Origin of the sequence: Rhizobium terrae (assembly GCF_003425685.1) — a bacterium.
GTDB classification, from domain to species: domain Bacteria; phylum Pseudomonadota; class Alphaproteobacteria; order Rhizobiales; family Rhizobiaceae; genus Neorhizobium; species Neorhizobium terrae.
Genome location: NZ_QJKM01000028.1, coordinates 14,180 through 35,895, shown reverse-complemented (window position 1 = coordinate 35,895; position 21,716 = coordinate 14,180). Strand labels below are relative to the sequence as shown.

The 21,716-nt window shown below is 59.5% G+C and carries 22 protein-coding genes and 5 pseudogenes; 14 read left to right on the top strand and 13 right to left on the bottom strand.

What is annotated here, in order from left to right:
• Window positions 1-159 precede the first annotated feature (159 nt).
• Window positions 160-900, top strand: coding sequence for a Crp/Fnr family transcriptional regulator (locus tag DMO26_RS31170; RefSeq protein WP_117196192.1), 741 nt, complete (start codon window positions 160-162; stop codon window positions 898-900).
• An 18-nt stretch (window positions 901-918) separates the two neighbouring features.
• Here DMO26_RS31170 and DMO26_RS31165 read toward each other — a convergent pair whose 3' ends face one another.
• The 4 genes from DMO26_RS31165 to DMO26_RS31150 form a co-directional block, all read right to left on the bottom strand.
• Window positions 919-1,314 (bottom strand): DUF6894 family protein, encoded by a 396-nt coding sequence (locus DMO26_RS31165; protein ID WP_117196191.1) that lies wholly within the window; start codon window positions 1,312-1,314, stop codon window positions 919-921.
• A gap of 8 nt (window positions 1,315-1,322) precedes the next feature.
• Window positions 1,323-1,823, bottom strand: coding sequence for a sigma-70 family RNA polymerase sigma factor (locus tag DMO26_RS31160; RefSeq protein WP_117196190.1), 501 nt, complete (start codon window positions 1,821-1,823; stop codon window positions 1,323-1,325).
• A gap of 45 nt (window positions 1,824-1,868) precedes the next feature.
• Window positions 1,869-2,102: a molybdopterin-binding domain-containing protein gene (locus tag DMO26_RS31155; RefSeq protein WP_117196189.1), complete on the bottom strand. Its 234-nt coding sequence runs from the start codon at window positions 2,100-2,102 to the stop codon at window positions 1,869-1,871.
• A gap of 79 nt (window positions 2,103-2,181) precedes the next feature.
• On the bottom strand, window positions 2,182-2,550 hold the full coding sequence (locus DMO26_RS31150; protein WP_117196188.1) for a hypothetical protein: 369 nt from the start codon (window positions 2,548-2,550) through the stop codon (window positions 2,182-2,184).
• A gap of 199 nt (window positions 2,551-2,749) precedes the next feature.
• On the opposite strand from DMO26_RS31150, the gene DMO26_RS31145 reads away from it, so the two are divergent.
• The 3 genes from DMO26_RS31145 to DMO26_RS31135 all read left to right on the top strand — a co-directional run bounded on the left by DMO26_RS31145 (window position 2,750) and on the right by DMO26_RS31135 (window position 4,532).
• Window positions 2,750-3,262, top strand: a complete 513-nt coding sequence (locus DMO26_RS31145) for a ferritin-like domain-containing protein (protein WP_117196187.1) — start codon at window positions 2,750-2,752, stop codon at window positions 3,260-3,262.
• A gap of 11 nt (window positions 3,263-3,273) precedes the next feature.
• Window positions 3,274-3,519 carry a DUF6894 family protein gene (locus DMO26_RS31140; RefSeq protein ID WP_117196186.1) on the top strand — a complete coding sequence of 82 codons (246 nt, stop codon included), beginning with the start codon at window positions 3,274-3,276 and terminating at the stop codon, window positions 3,517-3,519.
• A gap of 86 nt (window positions 3,520-3,605) precedes the next feature.
• The gene (locus DMO26_RS31135; protein WP_117196185.1) at window positions 3,606-4,532 is read left to right on the top strand and encodes a manganese catalase family protein; all 927 of its coding nucleotides are present in this window, start codon (window positions 3,606-3,608) and stop codon (window positions 4,530-4,532) included.
• Window positions 4,533-4,683: 151 nt separating this feature from the next.
• Here DMO26_RS31135 and DMO26_RS31130 read toward each other — a convergent pair.
• Window positions 4,684-5,419, bottom strand: a pseudogene (locus tag DMO26_RS31130) (SDR family NAD(P)-dependent oxidoreductase).
• 228 nt (window positions 5,420-5,647) lie between these two features.
• Here DMO26_RS31130 and DMO26_RS31125 point away from each other — a divergent pair.
• Window positions 5,648-6,541: pseudogene (locus DMO26_RS31125) on the top strand (LysR family transcriptional regulator).
• Window positions 6,542-6,703: 162 nt separating this feature from the next.
• Window positions 6,704-6,974, top strand: a pseudogene (locus DMO26_RS34610) (type IV toxin-antitoxin system AbiEi family antitoxin domain-containing protein); the annotation flags it as partial.
• A gap of 19 nt (window positions 6,975-6,993) precedes the next feature.
• Here DMO26_RS34610 and DMO26_RS31115 read toward each other — a convergent pair.
• Window positions 6,994-7,245, bottom strand: coding sequence for a hypothetical protein (locus tag DMO26_RS31115; RefSeq protein ID WP_117196184.1), 252 nt, complete (start codon window positions 7,243-7,245; stop codon window positions 6,994-6,996).
• A gap of 146 nt (window positions 7,246-7,391) precedes the next feature.
• A complete protein-coding gene (locus tag DMO26_RS31110; RefSeq protein ID WP_117196183.1) occupies window positions 7,392-7,790 on the bottom strand; it encodes a BA14K family protein in 399 nt (132 codons plus the stop codon).
• 386 nt (window positions 7,791-8,176) lie between these two features.
• On the opposite strand from DMO26_RS31110, the gene DMO26_RS31105 reads away from it, so the two are divergent.
• Entirely contained in the window at window positions 8,177-8,449 is a 273-nt protein-coding gene (locus DMO26_RS31105; RefSeq protein ID WP_117196182.1) for a hypothetical protein, read from the top strand.
• Window positions 8,450-8,454: 5 nt separating this feature from the next.
• A complete protein-coding gene (locus DMO26_RS31100; protein ID WP_117196181.1) occupies window positions 8,455-8,694 on the top strand; it encodes a DUF982 domain-containing protein in 240 nt (79 codons plus the stop codon).
• Between the two features lie 429 nt (window positions 8,695-9,123).
• Here DMO26_RS31100 and DMO26_RS31090 read toward each other — a convergent pair whose 3' ends face one another.
• The 3 genes and pseudogenes from DMO26_RS31090 to DMO26_RS31080 all read right to left on the bottom strand — a co-directional run bounded on the left by DMO26_RS31090 (window position 9,124) and on the right by DMO26_RS31080 (window position 10,980).
• Window positions 9,124-9,498 (bottom strand): hypothetical protein, encoded by a 375-nt coding sequence (locus DMO26_RS31090; RefSeq protein ID WP_117196199.1) that lies wholly within the window; start codon window positions 9,496-9,498, stop codon window positions 9,124-9,126.
• A 20-nt stretch (window positions 9,499-9,518) separates the two neighbouring features.
• Window positions 9,519-10,383: pseudogene (locus tag DMO26_RS31085) on the bottom strand (SDR family oxidoreductase).
• 90 nt (window positions 10,384-10,473) lie between these two features.
• A complete protein-coding gene (locus DMO26_RS31080; protein ID WP_117196179.1) occupies window positions 10,474-10,980 on the bottom strand; it encodes a YciE/YciF ferroxidase family protein in 507 nt (168 codons plus the stop codon).
• A 211-nt stretch (window positions 10,981-11,191) separates the two neighbouring features.
• Between DMO26_RS31080 and DMO26_RS31075 the strand changes: the two genes are divergently transcribed.
• The 3 genes from DMO26_RS31075 to DMO26_RS31065 all read left to right on the top strand — a co-directional run bounded on the left by DMO26_RS31075 (window position 11,192) and on the right by DMO26_RS31065 (window position 15,725).
• A complete protein-coding gene (locus DMO26_RS31075) occupies window positions 11,192-12,289 on the top strand; it encodes an extracellular catalytic domain type 1 short-chain-length polyhydroxyalkanoate depolymerase (RefSeq protein WP_117196178.1) in 1,098 nt (365 codons plus the stop codon).
• 887 nt (window positions 12,290-13,176) lie between these two features.
• Complete coding sequence (locus tag DMO26_RS31070) at window positions 13,177-14,265, top strand: AI-2E family transporter (RefSeq protein ID WP_117196177.1); 1,089 nt, start codon at window positions 13,177-13,179, stop codon at window positions 14,263-14,265.
• 437 nt (window positions 14,266-14,702) lie between these two features.
• On the top strand, window positions 14,703-15,725 hold the full coding sequence (locus DMO26_RS31065; protein WP_117196176.1) for a sensor histidine kinase: 1,023 nt from the start codon (window positions 14,703-14,705) through the stop codon (window positions 15,723-15,725).
• 43 nt (window positions 15,726-15,768) lie between these two features.
• Here the strand turns inward: DMO26_RS31065 and DMO26_RS31060 are convergent.
• From DMO26_RS31060 to DMO26_RS31050, 3 genes and pseudogenes are all read right to left on the bottom strand, one after another.
• Window positions 15,769-16,086, bottom strand: a pseudogene (locus tag DMO26_RS31060) (Na+/H+ antiporter NhaA); the annotation flags it as partial.
• Between the two features lie 199 nt (window positions 16,087-16,285).
• Window positions 16,286-16,720, bottom strand: a complete 435-nt coding sequence (locus DMO26_RS31055) for a hypothetical protein (RefSeq protein ID WP_117196174.1) — start codon at window positions 16,718-16,720, stop codon at window positions 16,286-16,288.
• Window positions 16,689-18,077, bottom strand: coding sequence for an MFS transporter (locus DMO26_RS31050; protein ID WP_117196173.1), 1,389 nt, complete (start codon window positions 18,075-18,077; stop codon window positions 16,689-16,691). The genes DMO26_RS31055 and DMO26_RS31050 overlap by 32 nt, the downstream gene beginning before the upstream one ends.
• 122 nt (window positions 18,078-18,199) lie before the next feature.
• Here DMO26_RS31050 and DMO26_RS31045 point away from each other — a divergent pair, with 122 nt between their 5' ends.
• From DMO26_RS31045 to DMO26_RS31035, 3 genes are all read left to right on the top strand, one after another.
• Window positions 18,200-19,099: a LysR family transcriptional regulator gene (locus tag DMO26_RS31045; protein ID WP_117196172.1), complete on the top strand. Its 900-nt coding sequence runs from the start codon at window positions 18,200-18,202 to the stop codon at window positions 19,097-19,099.
• Window positions 19,100-19,429: 330 nt separating this feature from the next.
• On the top strand, window positions 19,430-20,488 hold the full coding sequence (locus DMO26_RS31040) for an alpha/beta fold hydrolase (RefSeq protein WP_117196171.1): 1,059 nt from the start codon (window positions 19,430-19,432) through the stop codon (window positions 20,486-20,488).
• Between the two features lie 157 nt (window positions 20,489-20,645).
• Window positions 20,646-21,695: a class I SAM-dependent methyltransferase gene (locus DMO26_RS31035; RefSeq protein ID WP_117196170.1), complete on the top strand. Its 1,050-nt coding sequence runs from the start codon at window positions 20,646-20,648 to the stop codon at window positions 21,693-21,695.
• The last annotated feature ends 21 nt before the right edge of the window (window positions 21,696-21,716 follow it).

The window sequence follows — 21,716 nt, the reverse complement described above, 5'->3', positions numbered from 1 at the left end:
TGAAACAGACGGGAGCATCGAACGTTTATGCAAAATTCCCAGAAGCGGCGAGGCAGCTTCCAATGATAGACATCGAAAGTTCTCGGCGCGTTCACATAGTTAATAGTCAACACGATTTTCGGGTGGTTTATCCCGCCAAACGACCATGAAGGGCTCGCCGTGCCGAACGCATTCATCAGTAAGCTGGAGAGCTTTGAGCCGCTGCATGCCGACGACCGGGCATGGCTGATTTCGATCTCGAACCGCACCAGGGAAGTGGGTGCCGACCAGGACCTGATCAGCGAGGGCGACAATCCCGAGAACGTGCTCCTGATCCTCGACGGCTTCGCCATGCGCTACAAACTGACTTCGACGGGTCGAAGGCAGATTTTCGCTTACCTTATCCCCGGCGATTTTTGTGACCTCCATGTGGCGCTGCTGAAGACGATGGATCACAGCATCGGCACGCTCAGCCCCTGCCGCGTCGCATATCTTTCGCCCAGCATCGTTCTTGAGATGACCGAACGGAGACCCGCGCTTACCCGCGCGCTTTGGATGTGCTCGCTAGTGGACGGGGCGACGTTGCGCGAATGGCTTGTCAATCTCGGACAACGTTCGGCTCCGCATCGCATCTCCCATCTGTTCTGTGAACTGCACGAGAGAATGAAGGCAGTCGGTCTCACAGACGACGGCTCGTTCGAACTTCCCCTGACGCAGTCGGAACTCAGCGACACGATGGGGCTGTCGGTCGTGCATGTGAACAGAAGTCTCAAGGAGTTGCGCGAGGCGGGATTGGTTAGCCTCAGGAATGAGCGAATCCTGATCCCGAATGTGCAGCGGCTGAAAGACTATTCCGACTTCGATCCGAGTTATCTGCACCTGCGCTGGCCAAACCCCGGCAGGGACGTTTCCGCGAAGTGAACGTCCGGATCCCGGCGCCTACAAACCATGGCGATCGACAGACAGGTTCACGCCAAATACGATTGAGCCGTCTGTGTCGGTTACGATCATCTGCCAGGCTTTGCCTTTCCACCTGTGCTGACCGTCGCTGAGCATCTGTCCTGCCGCGCGGATCGCTTCGGTCCGGACCTGATCCATGTCGGTAAGCTCAAGGCCAACGTCGTCGAGAATGGCTTTGCCATTCATGATATGAAAGAAATATCGCTTCATTTGACGAAGCTCCCTGAAATTGGCGGGAGCGCACTGTCTCTCTGTCAACAGCTGGCCGGATGGGGTGCCGATGATCAGGCACTTAGATACGTAAAACCCGGTATTGACCAGCACATATGATACGTTCGAAACGTTATCGTCCTTGCCGGCAGCGTTGCGTTTCATGACGATCGCTAGTTGACGCCGCCCATCCGCTGGGTCAGCGCAAGACGCGCCCGGTTGACCCGGCTCTTTATAGTACCCACTGGACAGCCGCAACGAAGTGCCGCCGCCTCATAGGTTTCTCCGTCGATCAGGACGGCGTCGAAGGCGGAGCGGTGGTCAGGCGAAAGAGTAGCGACGGCTGCCTCAAACTCGTGCATTCGAACCGCCCACTCCTGTGGAGGGGGCACAGAGGCGCGCAGGGAGACGCACTCCTCGATCCCCGCAACCTCCCGCGTTCCCCTGTGGTAACGGGTGCAGAACGTATTGCGAAGAATGGTAAAGAGCCATGATCTCAGCCCAGTGCCCGGTTCGAATTTTTCGATGTTGGCAAGGCCGCGCAGCAGCGTCTCCTGGACGAGGTCGTCCACTTCACTCTGATCGCGCGAGAACCGCCTTGCGAAGTTGCGTATCTCGGGAATAAGCCTGATCATGTCGGCTCTGACGACGCTGTCGGTGTCTGCGGTTCGCATGGCATCTCCTGTGACGGTTCTCGGCGAACTTCCCACAAGAGGTGATCAACCGTGGGGGAGGGCGGCTAGGTGGCGGCGGGCGATCCGACCGGTCATCTCGGCAAGTTTGTCTTCGTCGATGAGACCCTTCCTGTAGAGCCGCAGTGCGATCCTCGCGACGTCCTGCGGGTCGAGGTCTGAACCGCCGGTTTGCGCCATCGTCATCCGGTGTGCGGACATCATGACGTCGAGATCGTCAGGAAACAAAATGCCGGGGAAAAAACCAAGGTGTGTGTGCATCTGAACGCTCCTGCCTGGTCGGCCTTGCGGTCGGCGCAACCAAACCTACGCTTCTCCTCTTGGCGCTCAATCACATATGTTAATGTCTCACGGTGTCGTCAGGATCGAGCAGCGCGCTCAGGATGGCATTCATCGCCTCGGGGCGGGACGAAAGTTCGAAACCGCTATATCCCGGTTCGATCTGGGAGGTTGTTGCGAACACCGATGGGATGGAGAGTTCATCGAGAATGTCGGTCAGCGCGATGAGGACGTGGGTGTCGTAGGCGAGATCGATCACTGCACCGTCACCGAAGTTCCTCTCAAGAGAATGGAATGCGTCGATGGATCCGATCGGGCCAACGAGGTCGATGCCGGCCCGATCCCAGGAAGCGGCGATTGGGGGGGTAACGTATCCCTCCGGTCCGAAGGCAAGAATTCTTATTTTGCGCATCGCGTTTGCCTTGCCCATTGCCGAGAATCAAACAGTCCGACGACGTGACCATTTCAGCCGCCTGAACACAAGGATCGGGTGAGAGTTCCACGAGCAATTATTGTATCGCGGGGCGCAGAGGACCAATCTTTTCAGGGAATATTCCAAGCTCGACGGGGAGATGGAACAACGACGGTGGAAGGAGGTTCGTATTCGGCAACCAGGAGAGTTTGAGCAAATGTCAGCAAACGAGACCCGGGCGATCTTCGTCGCCGGCATGAAAAACGCGCACGCAATGGAGAACCAGGCGCTTGCGATCATGAAGCCGCAGGTCAAGCGGATCGAAAACTATCCCGAAGTCGCGGCGAAGCTTCAACAGCATATCAGCGAGACCGAAGGGCAGATTCTTCGACTAGAGGAAATCCTGACAAGTCTCACCGAGGATCATTCCTCGCTGAAGGATATGGCGCTTTCATTCACCGGTGCGATGGCCGCGATTGCCCACACGGTTGCGGGTGACGAGATCATCAAGAACTCGCTCGCCAATTACGCCTTCGAGCATTTCGAGATCGCTGCATACAAATCCCTGATCACAATTGCCGAGCTTAGCGGTCATGCCGGTCTGGTGCCGTCCCTACAGGCGAACCTTGACGAGGAGCTCGCCATGGCAGCGTGGCTGGATGAAAACCTGCGGGCTGTCACGATCAAGTTCGCATCGCTGAAGGAAGCCGGCGCAACCGCCAAAGTGTGAGCCTAGAAGTCATGAGCCGCTATTTTTTCGATCTGCACAACGGTGATGGCGAGGTCGCGGACGAGAATGGGGTCATCCTCAATTCGGAGGCCGACGTACCTCACGAAGTGGCGCGAATCTTGACCGGCATCGCCATGGAAGAATTCACCCACGAAGATCGGCGGGGCGTCATCACAGTTAAGGTCCGGAATGCCGAAGGCACGTCGATCTCCGTCGGAACGTTGACCTTCACCTATGAGACCCTCGATCGCCCATGATCGAATGTTCAAAAATTGCACTCGCCATGGAACTCGCCGTTGTATGCCTTGTTCGCCGACCCGCTCATAACTGAAAGGAACATCCCATGTTCATGAGAGTCGACAAGCTGCAGGCCAACCTGCCAGCTCCGAAACGGGCAGACCCCAACGCGGCCGCAGCGCTGCAGGAATTGCTTGGGGGGAAATATGGCGAGATGTCCACCCTCGGGAACTATATGTTCCAGAGCTTCAACTTTCGCTCCAAGGAGAAGCTACGTCCGTTCTACAGTCTCGTCGCGAGCATCACCGCGGAAGAACTCGGCCATGTCGAACTCGTCAGCAACGGTGTGGCGATGCTGAACAACGGTCCAGATATTCCGGACGGCGACGCGGGCGATGGCGGTGACATCTCCGGCGCACCGTGGGAAGGTATGAAGGACATCCGCCTTGCGGCGGCCTTCCTCTCCGGCGGCGGCGGCGCGATGCCCGTCAACAGCAATGGCGTGTCTTGGAATAACGACTTCATCACCACGACCGGCAATGTCGTCGTTGACCTCCTGCACAACTTCCATCTCGAGTGTGGCGCACGTCTCCACAAGCTCCGCGTCTACGAAACGCTATCCGACCCAACGGGCCGCGAGGTCTGCGGATATCTGCTCGTACGCGGCTCGGTTCATGCGCATGCCTATGCGCTGGCACTCGAGAAGATCACCGGCGTTGACGTCAAGAAGTTCCTGCCGACACCGAACATTCGCCTCGGCAACATTCCCGAATGCCAGAAATATCTGGACGAGGGTTCGCATCGTCGCCTCTACACGTTCAGCCCGAACGACTACAAGGAAATGTCGGGTATCTGGGGCAATGGCGAGGTTGCCCTGCCGCTAGATCCGCCAGGGGAACTGGAGGTCGTCGACGGTATGCCTGAAGGCGGCAAGATCCATCAGCTCGTCGGCGTGCCCTCAGCGTTTACGCCGGACTACGCACCGGAAGAAATGTTCGAGATCGCCGAAAAGCTTTATAAGGCGTCGCGCTGAAAACAATGCGGGGGGTAATACCCTCGCATTCAACCCGCGCATGGCGTCGATTTCACGACCTTGCCGTGGGACGATCAATGTGTGTCTCCTTGAGTTTTCCGCCCCGGTCGGGGCGTCGAGTATCGAATGGAACCCGTCCAGGCGTTGCGCGTCAGAGTTGGGCCAGGCCGCCGTCGACGGCGACTTCGCTGGCGGTCATGAAGCTGCTGTCGGACGATGCGAGAAAGGTGGCCACGGCCGCGATCTCCGCCGGATCGGCCATGCGCTGCAGCGGAGTCATCGCGCCGTAAGCCTTCTGGCCTTCCTCGCCGAGTGCTTCCTTCGCGAGCTCGGTCGCCGTCGCCCCGGGCGACAAGCACGTTAATCCGGATGCCCGTGCCCTTCAGGTCCTCTGCCCAGGTCCGCGCGAGATTGCGCACGGCCGCCTTGCTCGCGCTGTAGGCCGTAAACCCCGGAGCGCCCGTGGTGCCGGCGCTCGATCCGGTCAGGATGATCGAACCGCCCAGGCCCATCAGCGGTAACGCCTTCTGGACTGTGAAGATCGTACCCTTGACGTTGGTGTCGAAGGTTTCGTCAATGTGCTCGGCGGTGATCTGGCTGAGAGGAAGCGGGCTTCCCGCACCGGCATTGGCGAAGACGATGTCGAGGCTTCCGCGCTCGGCCTTCACCGCGGCGTAGAGTCGGTCAAGGTCGGCTTCATTCGAGACAGACCCCTTCACCGCACGAGCATTCGACCCAAGGTCGGTCACAGCGGCGTCGAGCGCTTCCTGCCGACGGCCGAAGATGAAGACGAAGGCGCCCTCTTCGATGAATCGCTTTGCTGCGGCGCGGCCGATGCCGGTGGCGCCGCCGGTGATCACGGCGGTCTTTCCATTCAGTCTTGTCATGTCTTAGGTCCTTCGTTTCGCCAACTCGGGTCTTGGCCGTGCGGAGAGGTCGTCCGAGAACCCCAAAATGGGTTCGCGAAAAGTCAGGCGGTGAGTGCGGAATTGCGCACATCGGTGGTGCGAAAACGATCCAGGCAGATGGTTGAACGCTACGTCTATCGCGCACGCGCTGGCTAGGTGTGTTAGAACCCGCTTCGGAGGCCGCACCACGCGGCGCGGGAATGGACTATGATCGACTGGGATGACGTCCGCTACTTTCTGGCCGCGGCGCGCGGAGGCTCAGTGCGGGCCGCCGCCAAACGTCTCGGAGTGAATCACGCAACCGTGCTGCGACGCATCGCACAGCTTGAGGAGCGCCTTGGCGCCCAGATGTTCGAAAAGCTCCCTACGGGCTACCGCCTGACGCCTGCAGGCGAGGAGGTCCTCGATTTGGCGGAGCAGATGGAAGCGTCGTCGCATCAGCTCGAAACGCGCGTCTTCGGGCGCGACCAAAGCGTGCGCGGGCTCCTGCGCGTGACGCTGCCGCCGCCCCTCGAAGCACATATGCTCATGCCGGACTTCGCCGATTTCGCGCGTCTGCATCCGGAGATCGAAATGGAAATCCTGTCATCCGGCGAACTGGCAAACCTGACCAACCGGGAGGCGGGCGTGGCGATCCGCGTCGTCTACGATCGCGAGGCCCTGCCGCTCAATCTTCACGGGCTAAAGGGGCCGGAGCTGTTCGGCGGCTTCTACATGTCTCGCGATCGGCTCGCCGAGTGGCGTGCAGGCCCACCGGATCCCAGGTGGATCGCCATAAGTGGTCATGGAGTACCGGACTGGACCCGCGAGGGAGAGGCCCGCACGATTGGGGCCTAATTCAAGACCATGGATTTCGAAACCCAGATCGCGGCGGTGCGGCAAGGTATCGGAATCACGGCGCTGCCATGTTTCGTCGGAAATGCCGATCCCCTATTGGAGCGGGTGCCAGACACCGGCCTGCACCTGTACGGTCCGGTCTGGCTTCTCACTCAGGGGGAGACACGCAAGACGAAGCGAGTGCGGCTCTTCACCGAATTCGTATCCCGCAGACTCGCCGCCTACGCTCCGCTTCTTGCGGGGCTGTCCATATCGCGGGACTGACTTCCGGTTCCATTCGCCGCAAATGGCTCGGGAAACTGCTGCTTTGGGCATTGGCATTCCCAAGTGGGACAACTGCGGAGTGGCGCCCTCCGCGAAATTGAAACTTAGGCGGATGGTCCGCTTCCGGCGCCTTTTCGGCCGGCGAGATCACTGCATAATGGCCGCTTCGTGCGTGTCACCGAAAGACTGCTCAATGAGCGCGTAGAGATCCATGTCATCGAGGGTGTGCCAGTAAAGGTCTTTGGGATCGTCAAAACAATCGCAGACTGTTTCCGATATCGCAACAAGATCGGCCTGTCAGTGGCGATCGAGGGCCTCCAGGAAGCGCTTCACCAGCGTAAGGCCACGGCAGGCGAAATTGCCAGACAGGCAGAGCGCAGCGGGGTCCACGGTGATCCGGCCATATATCGAGGCGCTGACCGCCAACGGCTAAAGAGATCAACAACGCCCGCTCATTCCGTAAGGTTCTTCTCAGCCTTTCGACGGATTTCGGCGCGATTCCTAGTATTGACTCTGTTCATGAGATGAGCGGCGATATTGCCGCCGCACTCCTCCGAAAGGTCTTTTGTGCTGTAACCCTCCGCTTTAGCCTGATCGCGCAGGATGGCGGCTTGCTGCTCGAAATCCGACAACTTATTGGAGAATCCGGGAGAAGTTGCCATCTCCTCGTATTTATCGTCGAGCCAATCGTTGATCGTTTTCATTTTTCACCTGTAGTTTCTTTATGTTGCGGGGGCAGCCTGACGTCCAACCGATGCCTGATATTGGCTGGCTAACAGCTTCGCCCTGAGTTTCGCCGACAATCGCCCCGTCATCGCCGACGGGGGCGGTCGCCAAAGAACGGGCACCGTTAGCGGCAGGCGCGACGCGGGCCGGAGTAGGGTTGATAGGTATTGTCCGAAGCCCTGTAGGAACGGTAGCGCGAGGCGCAACTGCTGCTATCCTGGCGCTGCGGAGCGATCGCTCCGCCGATAATGGCGCCTGCAGCCAGGCCCCCGATAATCGCGCCGGCATTGTTGCGGCGATCGCGACGGTCATATCGACGATCGTCGCTGTAACGCTCACGCCGATCTCTTTCGCGATAGTAACGACGGTCGTTGCGCCTATCGTCGTAGACACGATATTGAATTTCCTGAGCGTCCGAACTCACGAACGTTGCCGATGAAACGATGGCGGGGAGCGCTTGGGCCGGTGCGATGCCGGCAAACCCCGTCATGAGTGAAACCACTACTACCATCAATTTCTTCATCACATTTTTTCCTTGTTATGACTAGTATATGGTGACGAATTCAATTTTTGGTAGTGATAACTCGACCTTTAGCTGTTTTTGTCGTGCCTGAAACGCTCCAGCCTTAGCCCCCGGTTATCATGAAAAGGAGTTTGTTAAGTATCCGCACTAATGATCCGGGATGGTTGCTGGCTTGTAATTGACGCGTTGCCGCCCCATATCAACTCTTGATGGCATCCTTGAACGGGCGCTGCTGTTGAGGGTTTATCCCTGGCCCCAAAAGAGGAGGACGACATGTCTTCCAAGGCCAACCATCTACGATCTTGGTACTATGAGGGCTTGGCACCGAAAGCGTGTGCCGGCTTGAGCGTGGGTATCCTCCTCTACATTCTGGGGAGCGGTTTTCTGTGGTCATAGTTCTTTCCGCCAAAACGGCATCCGTCAATAATGACATCCTGCGTCGAGTCCTGAAAAAGGGGCGCTATGCGACACTGGATCTGAAGGCGCGCATCGGAGCCGATCATCCCGAAGAGGTGGTCATCGTTCAACGCATTCTGGACGGCATGATTTCGCCGGAAAACTATCCGCCCTCACCAAAGACGCGAAAACGCAGCCGCCGAGGCGAAATCGCATCATGGGAGAATGAGGGCGGGTCAATTGATCCCAAGGCCAGGGAGTAGCGGACATGCTGACAGGCCCCTGGGGTAGCCCGGTTTGGATCGGTGACAGCTCGATCAATAGCCCCTTGCAGGCACATGGCTTCATGATGCACGAATGGCCGAATGCCAAAAACTTGACGTTTTCCGCGGCCCACCTCGCCGTACTGGCGGCGCTCGACGGTCGTCAGTCGGCAGAGGAAGCACGGATGCGATTTGTCGCCGCGGTCCTGGATGCGGAACTGGATCGCCGGGGCTCAAGGCCATGACGACCCGAACCAGTGTCGAGGCAGTGACTTTCCACAACAGCTTCCGGCTTCCCGGAATGGACCGCGATCATCCGCCAGGCGTTTTCGGGGTCCAGATCACGGAAGAGCCTCTAAACTTGACGTGGGAAGCGTATCATCGAACGATGACTCTGATGCTGACGTCCGGTGGGATCATTGAAGCGATAGACGTCCCGGCCGAAGATCTCGAAGCGGCTCTTGCGGCGGATGCTCCTCATAGCTGATTGAGACGGATAAAGGATTTCGGGCACGGGGATTCGGATATTCAAACCAGTCGGCCTCGATGACTTCTCGGCAATTAGCATCGGTTTGCAATATGCGCAGAAGTCTCCGAAATGGCGTTATAGCCAAGGCATATTCCGTGAGCGGGGGGAGCAATTTTGGAACCTGCCCGCTGAGCAGCCAGACGTCTCAATCATATTTTAGAGTATTCTTCAGATCTCTCAGCTCTTCCCGCGGGTCGATCTCGTGGCTTCCACTGGTCTCGGCCCGGGTGGCCGCCTCTCTATAGCCGATATTTGTCTCGGCGATCACCTTGTTGAGCTCGGAAATCTGTCCTTGCAGTTCATAAGGCATGCAAGTGCAGGTTATGGTGTCTCCCGCGCTGACGGCCTTACGCCTCATCATGCCGGCTTTCGTCTGCCATGCTTCGTTGAACATGTCGGACCAGGCCGCTGGTGCTTCAGCCGAGAGGCGAAGTACCATGCTGGTTAGCGGCCCTTCGTTGGCAAGGCCGGACGCCGCATCGCTCAGTTCAACGATCTTGATGTCCTGGAATTCTGTCATGTTGCGCACCTCCGTTAACATCAGATCATGATCTCGCCACCGGTGACGGGAATGACCGCGCCGGTTATGTAACTTCCCAGCTCGGAGGCCAGGAGTACATAGGCACCCGCCAGTTCGGTAGGTTGGCCAGCGCGGCCGAGCAACGTCTGCTCGCCGAATTTAGCCGCCTTTTCCGAAGGCATGGTCGACGGAATGAGCGGGGTCCAGATCGGACCGGGAGCAACGGCATTCACGCGAATACCCTTCTCCGCGACCATTTCGGCAAGCCCGGCGGTGAAGTTCGAGATCGCACCCTTGGTGGATGCGTAAGCCAGGGAGCTGCGGCGACGGCTGCCGCGACTGGATCGACGTCGTATTGATGATCGCGCTTCCTGGCTTCATATGCGGAATCGCCGCCTTCGACAGAAAGAAGGGCGCATAGATATTGGTTTTGAAGGTCTCGTCCCATTCGGCGGCAGTGATATCCGCGATATCCCCATAGGTGCGCTGGAATGCGGCGTTGTTCACCAGGATGTCGAGATGCCCGAGCACATCGACAGCGCCTTGGACCAACGCTTTGCAATGGTCTTCCGATTTGATATCGCCGGCAACGACAACAGCCTTACTGCCGGCTTCCCTGACCCATTTCGCGGTGTCGGCGGCATCCTCGTCTTCGCTGAGATAGGAAATCAGGATGTCGGCGCCTTCTCGTGCGAAGGCAATCGCCACAGCCTTTCCGATACCGGAATCGGCACCGGTGATGAGCGCAACCTTGCCTTCCAGCTTGCCATTGCCCTTATAGGAATGTTCTCCATGGTCGGGGATCGGGTGCATCAGCTTGGTCTCGCCGGGTGGGTCCTGATGTTGAGCGGGGTGCGGGGGAGTCGGTCTGCGGGTGTCGGTCAAAGGTTTAAAATCTCCAGCTCAGGACCAAGCGACGACTAAAGGGCAGAGCAAGCCGCCCGGAAGGCCACCTGCTCTGCGATATCCGGCAGCTTAACTGGCTTTTTTCTGCGAGCCCTTCGGATTAGCCGAAGCTTCACCGAGCGCCGTCAGCTTTTGGTCGGTTGCGATCTCTTCCTGTAGATTAGCGTCGAGGAGCGGGATTGCCTTCTGAAGGCCAAGCTGGCCGGCCCAGGATTTCAACGTACCGTAGCGTGCGATCTCGTAGTGTTCCACGGCCTGCGCCGCGGAGATCAGACCCGCGTCGAGCGCTGCTGTTCCCTTGTATTCCTCCATGATCTCCTCGCCTTCGGCAAGGATACCCTGGATAGCTTCGCAGGTCTTGCCACGCGCCGGCTTGCCGAGAAGCTCGAAGATCTGCTCCAGACGTTCGATCTGGCCCTGGGTTTCGTCACGGTGTTGCAGAAAGCCGGCTTTGCCCTTTTCAGACTGCACGGCACGCGCCATTTTCGGTAGCGCCTTCAGAATCTGTTTTTCGGCGAAGTAGATGTCTTTGAGAGTATCGAGGAAGAGATCATCAAGAGTTTTTTCGGTAGCCATCTTTGAAATCCGATCAATTGTTGGAAAGCAGTGGCGACTTAACCTTTGATCGCCTTTAAAGTTCCGGATGCTGCCGAAAGTATTTTCCCTCCACACCATGAGCGTCCCGCAGTGCGCAGCTCAGATAATGTGTGCGGTGCAGCAACGTATTGGAAGTCGGCGCGTTAACGATCGCGCATCGCCGCCCTGGCGGATGTAAAAGGATGATTCAATGCGGTCCATGTCCGATACACTAGCCCGACTTGCAAAACTGCGGGCCGTGCAGCAACCCGCCTGGCCGTCGACATCGAAACTGGTTGATCTCGGCCCCTTCGGCTCCAATCCTGGCATGCTCGAGGCCAGAATTCACGTCCCATCGGAGCTGGCAGAGCGTCCCGGCATGGTGATCGTTCTTCATGGGTGCGCCCAGACTGCGGCAGCCTATGAGCACGGCTCGGGATGGTCCCGCCTCGCCGACGAATACGGTTTCGTCGTGCTCTATCCGCAGCAGACGACACAGAACAACGCGAATACCTGCTTCAATTGGTTCGTGCCGGGAGATATTCGGCGCGGTGAAGGCGAAGCCCTGTCCATCCGCCAGATGATCGACACTGCGGTGAAATTTCATCACATCGATCCCGCCCGCATCTTCGTGACCGGATTGTCGGCGGGAGGCGCGATGGCGAATGTGATGCTTGCGACCTATCCGGGAGTCTTCGCGGGGGGAGCGGTTATCGCCGGTCTGCCGTATGGCTGCGCCAGCACGGTGCCGGAAGCGTTCAACCGCATGCGCGGCCATGGTCTGCCAAGCCGTGCAAAGCTTCAGAGCCGGCTTCGCTTAGCCTCGGATCATGACGGACCCTGGCCGGCGATATCCGTCTGGCATGGAACGGGCGACAATACCGTGGTGCCGTCGAATGGTCAGTCCATCGTGACGCAATGGCAGGGTGTGCATGGGGTGGATCCCGGCGATGCCAGCATCCACATGGGGGAGGGGCATACAATTATATCGTGGAAGAACCCCCAAGGCATTGTTGCCATAGAACACATCGCGATTGCAGGCATGGGGCACGGAACGCCGATCGATGTGGCCGGAGGATACGGCAGAAGCGCACCATATATGCTCGACGTCGGGTTTTCCTCGACACTCCATTCCGCGCGGTCCTGGGGATTGACGCCTTCTTTCGAAAAGCGGAATCCAAGAACCGTCGACATCCCGAGCGGGACCACTTCATTATCCGCCGCCAAAGTGGTGAGGCCTCAGGCGGAAGCGGGCGGAATCCAGAAGATCATCGAAGACGCTCTCCGGTCGGCCGGGCTGATGAAATGATCACAGCGTACGCCTTGAGTACGCATGTCCGTGGCGGTGCATCACTTAACGCCTGGCAGGCTTGCCCTCGCGGGGCTCAGTAGATGCGTCAACGGCCGCTTCATCACCGGGGTGACTCTTGTCCTTACCGGGATTTTGATACGGCTGCTGGTCATGCTTTTTCGTGGCCTGCGGGTCAGACTTTGGGTCGTCCGGCATTGCGTATCCTCTTCGCGGCGGGACCGGCTGGGGCTTTACCCAGCCGACACATCAATCAGCGCTTATCCTGCTGACCTTGACGCCGGTCATCAGGCTTCGCTTTGACGCCGGACTTTTCGTCAGGACGGCTCTTGTCCTGGCCGGACTTCCTATCGTCCTGCTGGCCGGGCTGCGGAGTGCTAGGCATTTGCTTTACTCCTCGTCGCGAATTGCGACAAATACCCAACAACCTTGTGAGCCACTTGTTCCGAGGCATCCCGGCAAGGCGTGCAGGTGAAGATGGTTGCTGCGTGGGAACGTTCAAATTCCGGGCGGAAGAACTTCCTCAGGGTTCCGGATGTGAATATCGCTGCTCAGCAGCGCCCCTTCTTCGTCACATATGCGGATACTCCAAGCGCTAATGGTTCTGGACGGCGGATGCGCGCGGCCGCTAGTTGTAAAATGGCGTCGTGCGCTTCATCCTCAGCGCTACTTAATTGATCATGCTCCGTTCGCTCGGGAGATCGAGGGGCGCGGTAAAATCGCGGTCTTCTCTGTTGGCTGCATGCGGATCTTCATTCGCTTGAACACCTTGTCGGCGGCTTCGTCGTCGCTTAGTTGTAAGCGACCGACCGAGTGAACTGGAAACCCCTATGCCCGGCGTGAACGATGCGCGGGCAGGTGCTAGGCGACGGCAAGACTGATTGGTCATGATATTCCTTGGTAAGCCAATCGAACAGATTATGGGGGCGGGCGCCCTTCTTCTGCTTGCGCTTGGTTGCGCTCTTATCCTTCAGCCTTTCCTCTCAGCGATCCTGTGGGCGGCGATCATATGTTTCTCAACATGGCCCATCTACCAGAGGTGTGAGCGGGTCGTCGGCGGCAATAAAAGCCTGGCGGCCGCCGTGATGACGCTACTGGTTGCCCTCGTTCTCGTCGCACCGTTCGCCGTGATGGTGCCGACGTTAACAGACAGCGTAGGCAATCTGCTCACGGCGGTGAATCAAGTTCTCGAGCAGGGGCCTCCAGCCCCACCGCTTTGGGTCGCAGGACTCCCGGTCGTTGGCGAGAACGTGGCCGCCTATTGGGAGAGCTTCGCCCACGATGCGCCCGCGTTCGTTATTGAACTCAAGAAACTGATCGGGCCTGCCACAAACCTGGCGGTAGCCAGCGGAGCGATACTTGGCGCCGGGCTCCTGGAACTTGGGCTGAGCGTGTTCATCGCCTTTTTCCTCTTCCTTCATGGTCGGCAGATGGCAGCCTACGTGCGCGCAATCGGCGAAAGATTCGCCGGCCCCCGATCCCGAAAACTCCTCATGGTTGTCGGCGCGACTGTGAAAGGCGTCATTTACGGCTTGATCGGCACGGCCCTCGCCCAGGCCGCCCTGGCCGGCATTGGTTTCTGGATCGCCGGTGTGCCTCAGGCGCTATTGCTTGGTTTCCTTACGTTCGTCCTGTCGTTCGTGCCTGCGGGGCCCCCGCTTGTGTGGGGCTCGGTAGCGCTATGGTTTTTTGTCCAGGGGGCCGTTTGGTGGGGCCTGTTCGTCGCAGCATGGGGCCTGCTCCTCGTCAGCAGCATCGACAACGTCCTCAGGCCCTATGTCCTCGGCAAGACCAACAGTCTGCCCGTGCTGCTCGGTCTTTTCGGATTTCTTGGTGGTGTCATTGCCTTTGGCTTTATCGGAGTATTTCTAGGCCCCACGCTGCTGGCGGTCGCCTACAGCCTGTTCCTGGAGTGGCACGCGGCCGAGGTCCAGGGCAACAAACACTCCACGTCGGCGCCTCCGGACACTGATTGACTCATTTTGGGCCGTGGCCTAGTCAATCCCTCAGTGGGACAATATTCGGCGCTGACTTATATGTGGAACGGCCCGGTTGGCAAGGTTTTTCAGCGTAAATCGCCGCCGGACGGTGCAGTCATATGTTCGGCCTATCAGCGCGGTCGAGGTAGCTGAGTTCTTCTCTCCGATGAGATTTCCGGAAAAAGGGGTGACTTAAAGACTGCGTTGGCGGGATGTTCTGGGGGATGTATGGCTGCATCCGGATCGACTTTGCGGTCCACGCCTGCAGGGGTTCAGTTGGGCAGTCACCATAAAGTGCTTCAATGAGATGATTTTACCCTTCCATCCGTGATATGGTCCGTCGGCGCAGCCTCACTAGAACAACGCGTGAGCTTGCGCCGCCCCCGGGGAAGGCTTTCGCTGTGCGAGCCTCCGGGCCCGAAGGGACTACCATCATGGACAAAGTTACAGAGCATCCTGAAGGCGCCCTCAATCTCGCCCTCGCCGTGGTCGCATCTTCAAGCGCCCCTCTTTTACTGCTCGATGGCGACTTGACGATCATCGCCGCCAGTACCTCATTCTACCGCGAGTTTCAAATCGATCCCGAAGCCGCGCCGCGCCGGAAACTTTCGGAACTGGGAAACGGAGAGTGGAACAGGCGGCAATTGTCGTCCCTTCTGCAGGCAACGGCCTCTGGCAGCGCCAGTATCGATGCTTATGAAATGGAACTGAAACTGAAAGGCCAAACGCCGCGCCAGCTCGTGCTGAATGCCCAAAAGCTCGAATACGGTGATGGTAATTTAGGGCATGTCAGGCTGCTGGTTTCGGTGCTTGACGTCACCGATGCCCGGCTTGCCGAGAAATTCAAGGATGATCTCGTCCGGGAGAAAGCGATCCTTCTGCAGGAGGTCCAGCATCGCGTTGCCAACAGCCTGCAGATCATCGCAAGCATATTGTTGCAAAGCGCGCGCAGGGTGCAATCCGAAGAGACCCGCACCCACCTTCAGTCGGCACATCGCCGGGTGATGTCGATCGCGGCTCTTCAGCGGCAGCTTGCTGCCTCTAGGCTTGAGGACGTCGAACTACGCCCCTACATGACGGAGCTATGCAAAAGCCTCGGCGCATCGATGATCATGGACCCTGACGAGCTTTCCATCGAGGTCAATGTCGATGACAGCGTCATCACCGCCAACGTCTCGCTCAGCCTTGGTCTCATCGTCACGGAGTTGGTCATTAATGCCCTCAAGCACGCTTTCCCTGCTCATCGAAGCGGAAAGATCGTCGTAGATTATCATTCTAACGATGCCAGATGGGCGATGTCGGTCAGCGATAACGGCGTTGGAATACCGTCCGATCCAGATAGTGCGAAGCCCGGACTAGGGACGGGCCTCGTCGAGGCAATGGCAAGACAGCTCAATGCGGAGTTCCGGGTTGAGAAGGCAAATCCCGGAACGCGAGCATCGATCACGCACGGGTGAACGGGGCGACTTCCGGGCGCAAGCCGACTGAATGATTTCAGGGATAGGTGGACAGGCCGATGAACAGGCTCATGGTAAACCCGATGCCGCACAAAAGAGCCGTCCCGGTCATCTGTCCCCAACTCGCCTGCCCCGGCAGGTCCGCGAGATCAAGCTTCACCAGGACGGCGACGGTACCAAGGACGCTGACCAGCTTGCCAAGAAAAAGCCCGGCCGCAACGCCAAGGGTGAGGGGCTCCGGGAGGACGGCGAGGGACGTTCCCGAGAAGGATACGCCGGTGTTTGCGAAGCCGAAGATCGGCACGATGATAAACGCGACTGGCTTATCGAGGTGATGCTCCAGGTTGTACAGAGGGGCCTCTCTATGACACTATCCCTGCACGATGGCCGTGACGATTATAAGCGGGGCCTTCCGGAAGTTCACGGTTGCCATTCGATTCCATTATGCGGCCGTCTCAGCCGACGATGCTTACGCCGCCAGTTTCGGTATCTCGCGCTCGACCAATCGCAGGAATCGGGTGTTGCGAGCCCCCGCAACCACGCTACAGCACGCCTCGCTGCTAGAAACTGCGATCAATCGCTAAATCCCCATCAAGAAAGATAATCCAAATTCGCCGGGTGCAAAACAGGTGTCGGCGGAAGATTTTGAGAGCGTTCCGGCCTGACGATGTTAAATTGCTGCGAGCCCAAAGTCCGGATGAATCCTTGAAATCATCAGGATGCCGTGACGAAAGGCATTGCTCGATGCTGAGAAGATCGAGATTGATCGCCGCTGCGATATCGTGGAGGAGGGCCCCCTCCATTCGCTGCTCTACAAATCTTTCGAACTTGCCTTCCTCGAATCCGGAACTGTTGTTCCCGGTCAATTGGAAGTTGAAGCCCCGCTGATTGGAACTTGCGAATTCGCAATCTGGAAAGGGGAACGTCCTCCTTCCCCCACAGGCGACTGCGGCGCGGCTTCCTTCAAGCCGGGCCGGGTTGTCCCACCACTTCATAGCGTGCCCGGCTCAGGCTGACCAGGCTGGCGATTGCCGTGCAGCCGGCGGAGATGACCACCGCAAATTCGAGCGCGGCGGAGAGCGGCAGCGTGGCGAAGATGATTGACATCGTGATTCCACCCAAAGTCTGGCCGAGAAGCCGTGCGGTGCCCTGCATCGCACCTGCCGCGCCGTTTCTCGCTTTCGGTGCGGAGAGAAGTAGAATTCGGTTGTTCGGTGTCTGGAACAGTCCGAATCCGAGGCCGGCGATCACCGTGCCGACCAGAAATGCGATGCCTCTCGGATCGGGCGGGCTGAGAGCGGCAACAAGGAGGCCGGCACTCAGCAGCATCCCGCCTGTGGCGCAAAGCCATGCGGTCTTGACGCGGTTTGCCAAACGTCCCGAAACCGGTGCGATGATCGCGGTCGCAATGGGCCAGGGCATCATGTAGAGCCCGGCCAGAACCGGTGTCATGTGCAATGTGTGCTGAAGATAGAAGGGTAACGCGATGTAGCTCAGCATCTGGCCTGAAAAGCAGGATACCGAGGCCATGACCGCCACGCGGAATGCCGGTGCCGCCAGGAGATCCGTCGGAATGATCGGGGCGTCGCTGTGGCGTTCCAGGCGCAGCAGGATGAAAAGGCAAGCGACCGAGGCGGCGACGAGGATCGCGCCGCTGACCGGCGCGGTGGCTATCTGGTCCGTGCCGCAGAAGAACAGGATGAACATCAGCGTGTTGGCCAGCAAGGCCTTCGCGTTCAACTTTCGCTTTTTGCCCTCGACTTGTCCCAGTATGCCGCCGCCGATGAGAACGACGGCGCCGAGCGGTATATTGACCGCGAACAGCCAGGGCCAGGTCGTGACGGAAAGGATGGCGCCGGCAATGCCGGGGCCTGCCGCGGAAGAAATGGCGATGACCATGGCGTTGACGCCGATGATCGGACCGAGCATGTGCTGCGGCAAGGCCGAGCGCAGGTTCAGCATGGCGAGCGCCATGATCGCGCCCGCGCCAAGACCCTGTACGAAACGGGCGAGGATCAGGACGGGAAGATTGCCCGCGAAGGCGCAGGCCGCGGAAGCCGCGGTGAACAGCGCGACGCCGATCAGGAAGACCCGCCGCGCGCCGTAGATTTCACCCAGCGCGCCACAGGGAAGAAGGGCGACCAGCACGGCCAGCTGATAGGCAGAGACGACCCATACGGTGCTGTCCGCCTGCGCATGCAGCGAGAGCGCGATCGACGGCAGGGCGACATTGGCAATGGCTCCGTCCAGGACGACGAGAACGGCTGCTGAAAGTATGAATGCGATGGCCAGGTACCGTCGAGGCGATGCCAGGCCGTCCTTTGAAATCGGTGCGGTGGAGGTGAGGGACATTGAGGAACTCCCAAATCATTTGCCGTATGTCCGACTAGTTAGTCCCTGCCGAATGCCCGCGCCAGACGCAAGAGAATCAACTGACTGTTGCGTGTGACGCCATGCTTGAGTAAAGGAGAATGATGTCCGATCTCGACCTCAATCTTTTGGTGGCGCTGGATGCGTTGCTGCAGGAAAAAAGCGTGTCTGCCGCCGCGCGCCGGCTTGGCCTCAGCACGTCCGCCATGAGCCGGACGCTGTCGCGGCTGAGGGCGAGGCTAGGCGATCCGATCCTTGTGCCGGCCGGGCGCGGCATGGTCGCGACGCCGCATGCCCTGGCGATTGCCGCCGACGTGCATTCGTTGAGGGAAGCCGTGCAAACCGTGCTCAGCCCGCCGTCGGCCGTCGATATCCGGAACGTGCGGCGCCATTTCACCATCCGTGCCAATGAGGCATTCGTGCTTATCTTCGCCGCGGACCTGAGCGCCGCCGTGGCGAACGCGGCACCGGGGATAAGGCTTCGGTTTGCGCCGAGGTCGGACAAGGACGTTCAATCCTTGAGAGACGCGGCAGTGGATCTGGACATTGGCGTCCTGCCGCCGGAGAGCGGGGAACTGCGTTGCCAGACCCTTTTCGAAGACCGATACGTCGGTCTCGCAAGGACAGGTCACCCGATTTTCGAGGCCAAACAGATCACGGTCGAAAGCTATGCAGCCTGGGGGCACGTGGTCTTTTCACCGCAGGCGGATTTTGCCGGTCCGGTTGACAGGGCGCTCTCGGAACTCGGCGTTTACCGCGATGTCAGACTGATCGTGCCAAGCTTTCCAGGGGTGATCGCGGTTACGGCGGCATCCGATTTGATCGGCGCGATTCCGAAGTCGTATCGCAAATCCGCCGCGACAAGCCAGATCAGGACATTCGACCTGCCGGTCGCCGTGCCGGGTTTCGACATCGTACAGGCGTGGCACCCGCGGATGGATGCGGATCCTGTTCATCGTTGGCTGAGGGCGCTGATCTTTGAGACGTTCAAGTCCATGAACTGAGTGCGTGGCGGGCCAAAGCAAATACTTCGCCCGTGTTCCGCGGGAGTGAATCAGCGATCTCGTTCAAGGCAGCAAGGAGTTTTTCAACGCAACCGGCGCATAAGGCCATTGGGCGGTAACGACAACCGCCGTGTCCAGCGTTTGTTTCTCTTCAAGACCTTCAGATGCCACGCTTGTCTCGGCGGAACAATCGAGTTCCGCTTGCAGCCTACAGGCAGTGAAATTTTCCGAACCGTTTGGGTCCGCATCGCTTCCCGGAAGACATTTACTCCAAACGAAGCTCGCGGGACGGACCTGTTGCGCAATCTCTCGATGCGCTAATCTTGGCCGATGAAACTCAGCCAGACCATACGGTTCTGCACCTCTGCCGACGGCACCCGGATCGCCGTTGCGTCGTGCGGGAAGGGACAGGTGATCCTGCGGGCGGCTCACTGGCTCAGCCATGTCGATCATGATGTCGAAAGCCCGATCTGGCGGCCTTGGCTGCAGATGCTTTCGGCAGGCAACCGGTTTGTCCGCTACGATCCGCGCGGCTGCGGCCTTTCGGACCGGCATGTCGCGGATCTTTCCATTGACGCGTGGCACGCGGACCTGAATGCCGTGGCGGCCTCGATCGAGGAACCGCGTTTCGTTCTCCTCGGTCTTTCGCAGGGCGGCGCCCTCGCTATTGCATACGCGCTGAAGCATCCCGAACGGGTATCGCATCTGGTGCTCCTGAATGCCTATGGCCAGGGTGCGCGGACACGCGCGCAGACCGAGGCCGAGCGCCTGGAGGCCGAGACGCTCGTCAACCTCATCCGCATCGGCTGGGGCCGCGACAACCCGGCGTTCTGCCGGTTCTTCACCAACCTCTTCATTCCGGACGGAACACCGGAACAGCATCGCTGGTGGGGCGATCTGGAGCGCGTGACGGCAGCACCCGACGTTGCCGCGCAACTGCTCTGGCAGATGCAGGGGCTCGATGTGCTGGAACTTGCGACGAAACTCCAGATCCCGACGCTGGTTGCGCACAGCCGCGGCGATATGCGCGTACCGTTCGACCAAGGCTGCAAGCTCGCGGCTGCGATCCCCGGAGCACGCTTCATCCCGCTCGAGAGCAAGAACCATGTGCTCTTGCCGGACGAACCGGCCTGGGCCGTCTTCCATGCCGAACTCGCAACCTTTCTTGGACGGGATCGACCCGTACGATCGCGCTCAGTTCGCGATGCCGGCCTGACACCGGCCGAGGCTGAACTTCTCGACCTCGTGGCGGAGGGGCTCGACAATCGCGCGATCGCCGAACGCCTTGGCAAGAGCGTGAAGACCGTGCGCAACCAACTGTCGATGATTTTCAGCAAGCTCGGCGTTCACAACCGTTCGCAAGCGATCGTCATGGCGCTTTCCGGGTAGCGAGCTGCGTCGACGCCGCCTTCGGGACAATTGCCCCTTCTGCTGGACCTGATTCCCTACCTGCGCGGGACAACCGCCTCATGCCCACCGGCGCGACGGGTTTCATCCTGGAACCGATGGGGGCAGGAAGCCACCCGCGAATCAGGAGGAATTCGACATGACCCAACTCAACGAAACGGTGCTTAATGAACTCGTGGGCCGCATTCTCGGCGATCTCGGCGGTGCGGTCAGCGTGCCGCTGGTGCGGATCGGAGACGCGCTTGACCTTTACAAGACCCTCAGGGAGATCGGGCCGGCGAGTGCCGACGAGCTTGCCGAGGCCGCGGGATGCGCGAAGCGCTATGTGCGCGAGTGGCTGGCGGCGCAGGCGGCTTCGGGCTACGTGCATTACGAGGATGGCCGGTTCTCGCTCACGCCCGAGCAGGCCTGCGTGTTTGCCGAACCCGATAGCCCGGTCAACCTAGTCGGCGCGTTCGATACGGCGGCCGCGATGGTCGAAAACCAGCCGAAGGTGCAGTCCGCCTTCAAGACCGGTCGGGGCGTGGCCTGGGGGGATCAGGCCGGCTGCATGTTCTGCGCCGTGGCGCGACTGTTCCGGCCCGGCTACGTGAATGCCCTCGTGCAGGACTGGCTGCCTGCGCTCGATGGGGTCGTCGACAGGTTAAAGGCGGGTGCGGCCGTGGCCGACGTGGGGTGCGGACATGGACTGTCGACGATCCTGATGGCGCAGGCGTTCCCGAATTCCCGGTTCACCGGCTACGACTTCCATGCGGATTCGATCGCCGCCGCGACCGCCCACGCCCGGGCACACAGCCTGACGAACGTGCATTTCGAAGTGGGCCGGGCGCAGGACTTCGACGGACGCGACTTCGATCTGATCACCTGCTTCGACTGCCTGCACGACATGGGCGATCCCAAGGCCGCGGCGGCGCACATCAGAAAGGCGTTGAAAAAAGGCGGCACGTGGATGGTGGTCGAGCCGATGGCCGGGGACACGCTCGAGGAAAACATCAACCCGGTCGGGCGGCTCTACTACTCCGCCTCGACAATGATCTGCGTTCCGACCTCCCTGGCGCAGGAGACGGGGCTCGCGCTTGGCGCTCAGGCAGGAGAGAAGCGATTGACGGAGGTGATCCGGTCAGGCGGGTTCACACGCGTCCGGCGAGCGGCTCAGACCCCGCTTAACATGGTGCTGGAAGCAACCTGACGACAGGTGAAGGCGCACCCT

Excerpts from the sequence above, each read along its gene's own strand:
- DMO26_RS31165 (WP_117196191.1), bottom strand. The coding sequence starts at position 1,314 with ATGAAACGCAACGCTGCCGGCAAGGACGATAACGTTTCGAACGTATCA.
- DMO26_RS31160 (WP_117196190.1), bottom strand. The coding sequence starts at position 1,823 with ATGCGAACCGCAGACACCGACAGCGTCGTCAGAGCCGACATGATCAGG.
- DMO26_RS31155 (WP_117196189.1), bottom strand. The coding sequence starts at position 2,102 with ATGCACACACACCTTGGTTTTTTCCCCGGCATTTTGTTTCCTGACGAT.
- DMO26_RS31150 (WP_117196188.1), bottom strand. The coding sequence starts at position 2,550 with ATGGGCAAGGCAAACGCGATGCGCAAAATAAGAATTCTTGCCTTCGGA.
- DMO26_RS31145 (WP_117196187.1), top strand. The coding sequence starts at position 2,750 with ATGTCAGCAAACGAGACCCGGGCGATCTTCGTCGCCGGCATGAAAAAC.
- DMO26_RS31140 (WP_117196186.1), top strand. The coding sequence starts at position 3,274 with ATGAGCCGCTATTTTTTCGATCTGCACAACGGTGATGGCGAGGTCGCG.
- DMO26_RS31135 (WP_117196185.1), top strand. The coding sequence starts at position 3,606 with ATGTTCATGAGAGTCGACAAGCTGCAGGCCAACCTGCCAGCTCCGAAA.
- DMO26_RS31115 (WP_117196184.1), bottom strand. The coding sequence starts at position 7,245 with ATGAAAACGATCAACGATTGGCTCGACGATAAATACGAGGAGATGGCA.
- DMO26_RS31110 (WP_117196183.1), bottom strand. The coding sequence starts at position 7,790 with ATGAAGAAATTGATGGTAGTAGTGGTTTCACTCATGACGGGGTTTGCC.
- DMO26_RS31100 (WP_117196181.1), top strand. The coding sequence starts at position 8,455 with ATGCTGACAGGCCCCTGGGGTAGCCCGGTTTGGATCGGTGACAGCTCG.
- DMO26_RS31090 (WP_117196199.1), bottom strand. The coding sequence starts at position 9,498 with ATGACAGAATTCCAGGACATCAAGATCGTTGAACTGAGCGATGCGGCG.
- DMO26_RS31080 (WP_117196179.1), bottom strand. The coding sequence starts at position 10,980 with ATGGCTACCGAAAAAACTCTTGATGATCTCTTCCTCGATACTCTCAAA.
- DMO26_RS31075 (WP_117196178.1), top strand. The coding sequence starts at position 11,192 with ATGCGGTCCATGTCCGATACACTAGCCCGACTTGCAAAACTGCGGGCC.
- DMO26_RS31070 (WP_117196177.1), top strand. The coding sequence starts at position 13,177 with ATGATATTCCTTGGTAAGCCAATCGAACAGATTATGGGGGCGGGCGCC.
- DMO26_RS31065 (WP_117196176.1), top strand. The coding sequence starts at position 14,703 with ATGGACAAAGTTACAGAGCATCCTGAAGGCGCCCTCAATCTCGCCCTC.
- DMO26_RS31055 (WP_117196174.1), bottom strand. The coding sequence starts at position 16,720 with ATGAAGTGGTGGGACAACCCGGCCCGGCTTGAAGGAAGCCGCGCCGCA.
- DMO26_RS31050 (WP_117196173.1), bottom strand. The coding sequence starts at position 18,077 with ATGTCCCTCACCTCCACCGCACCGATTTCAAAGGACGGCCTGGCATCG.
- DMO26_RS31045 (WP_117196172.1), top strand. The coding sequence starts at position 18,200 with ATGTCCGATCTCGACCTCAATCTTTTGGTGGCGCTGGATGCGTTGCTG.
- DMO26_RS31040 (WP_117196171.1), top strand. The coding sequence starts at position 19,430 with ATGAAACTCAGCCAGACCATACGGTTCTGCACCTCTGCCGACGGCACC.
- DMO26_RS31035 (WP_117196170.1), top strand. The coding sequence starts at position 20,646 with ATGACCCAACTCAACGAAACGGTGCTTAATGAACTCGTGGGCCGCATT.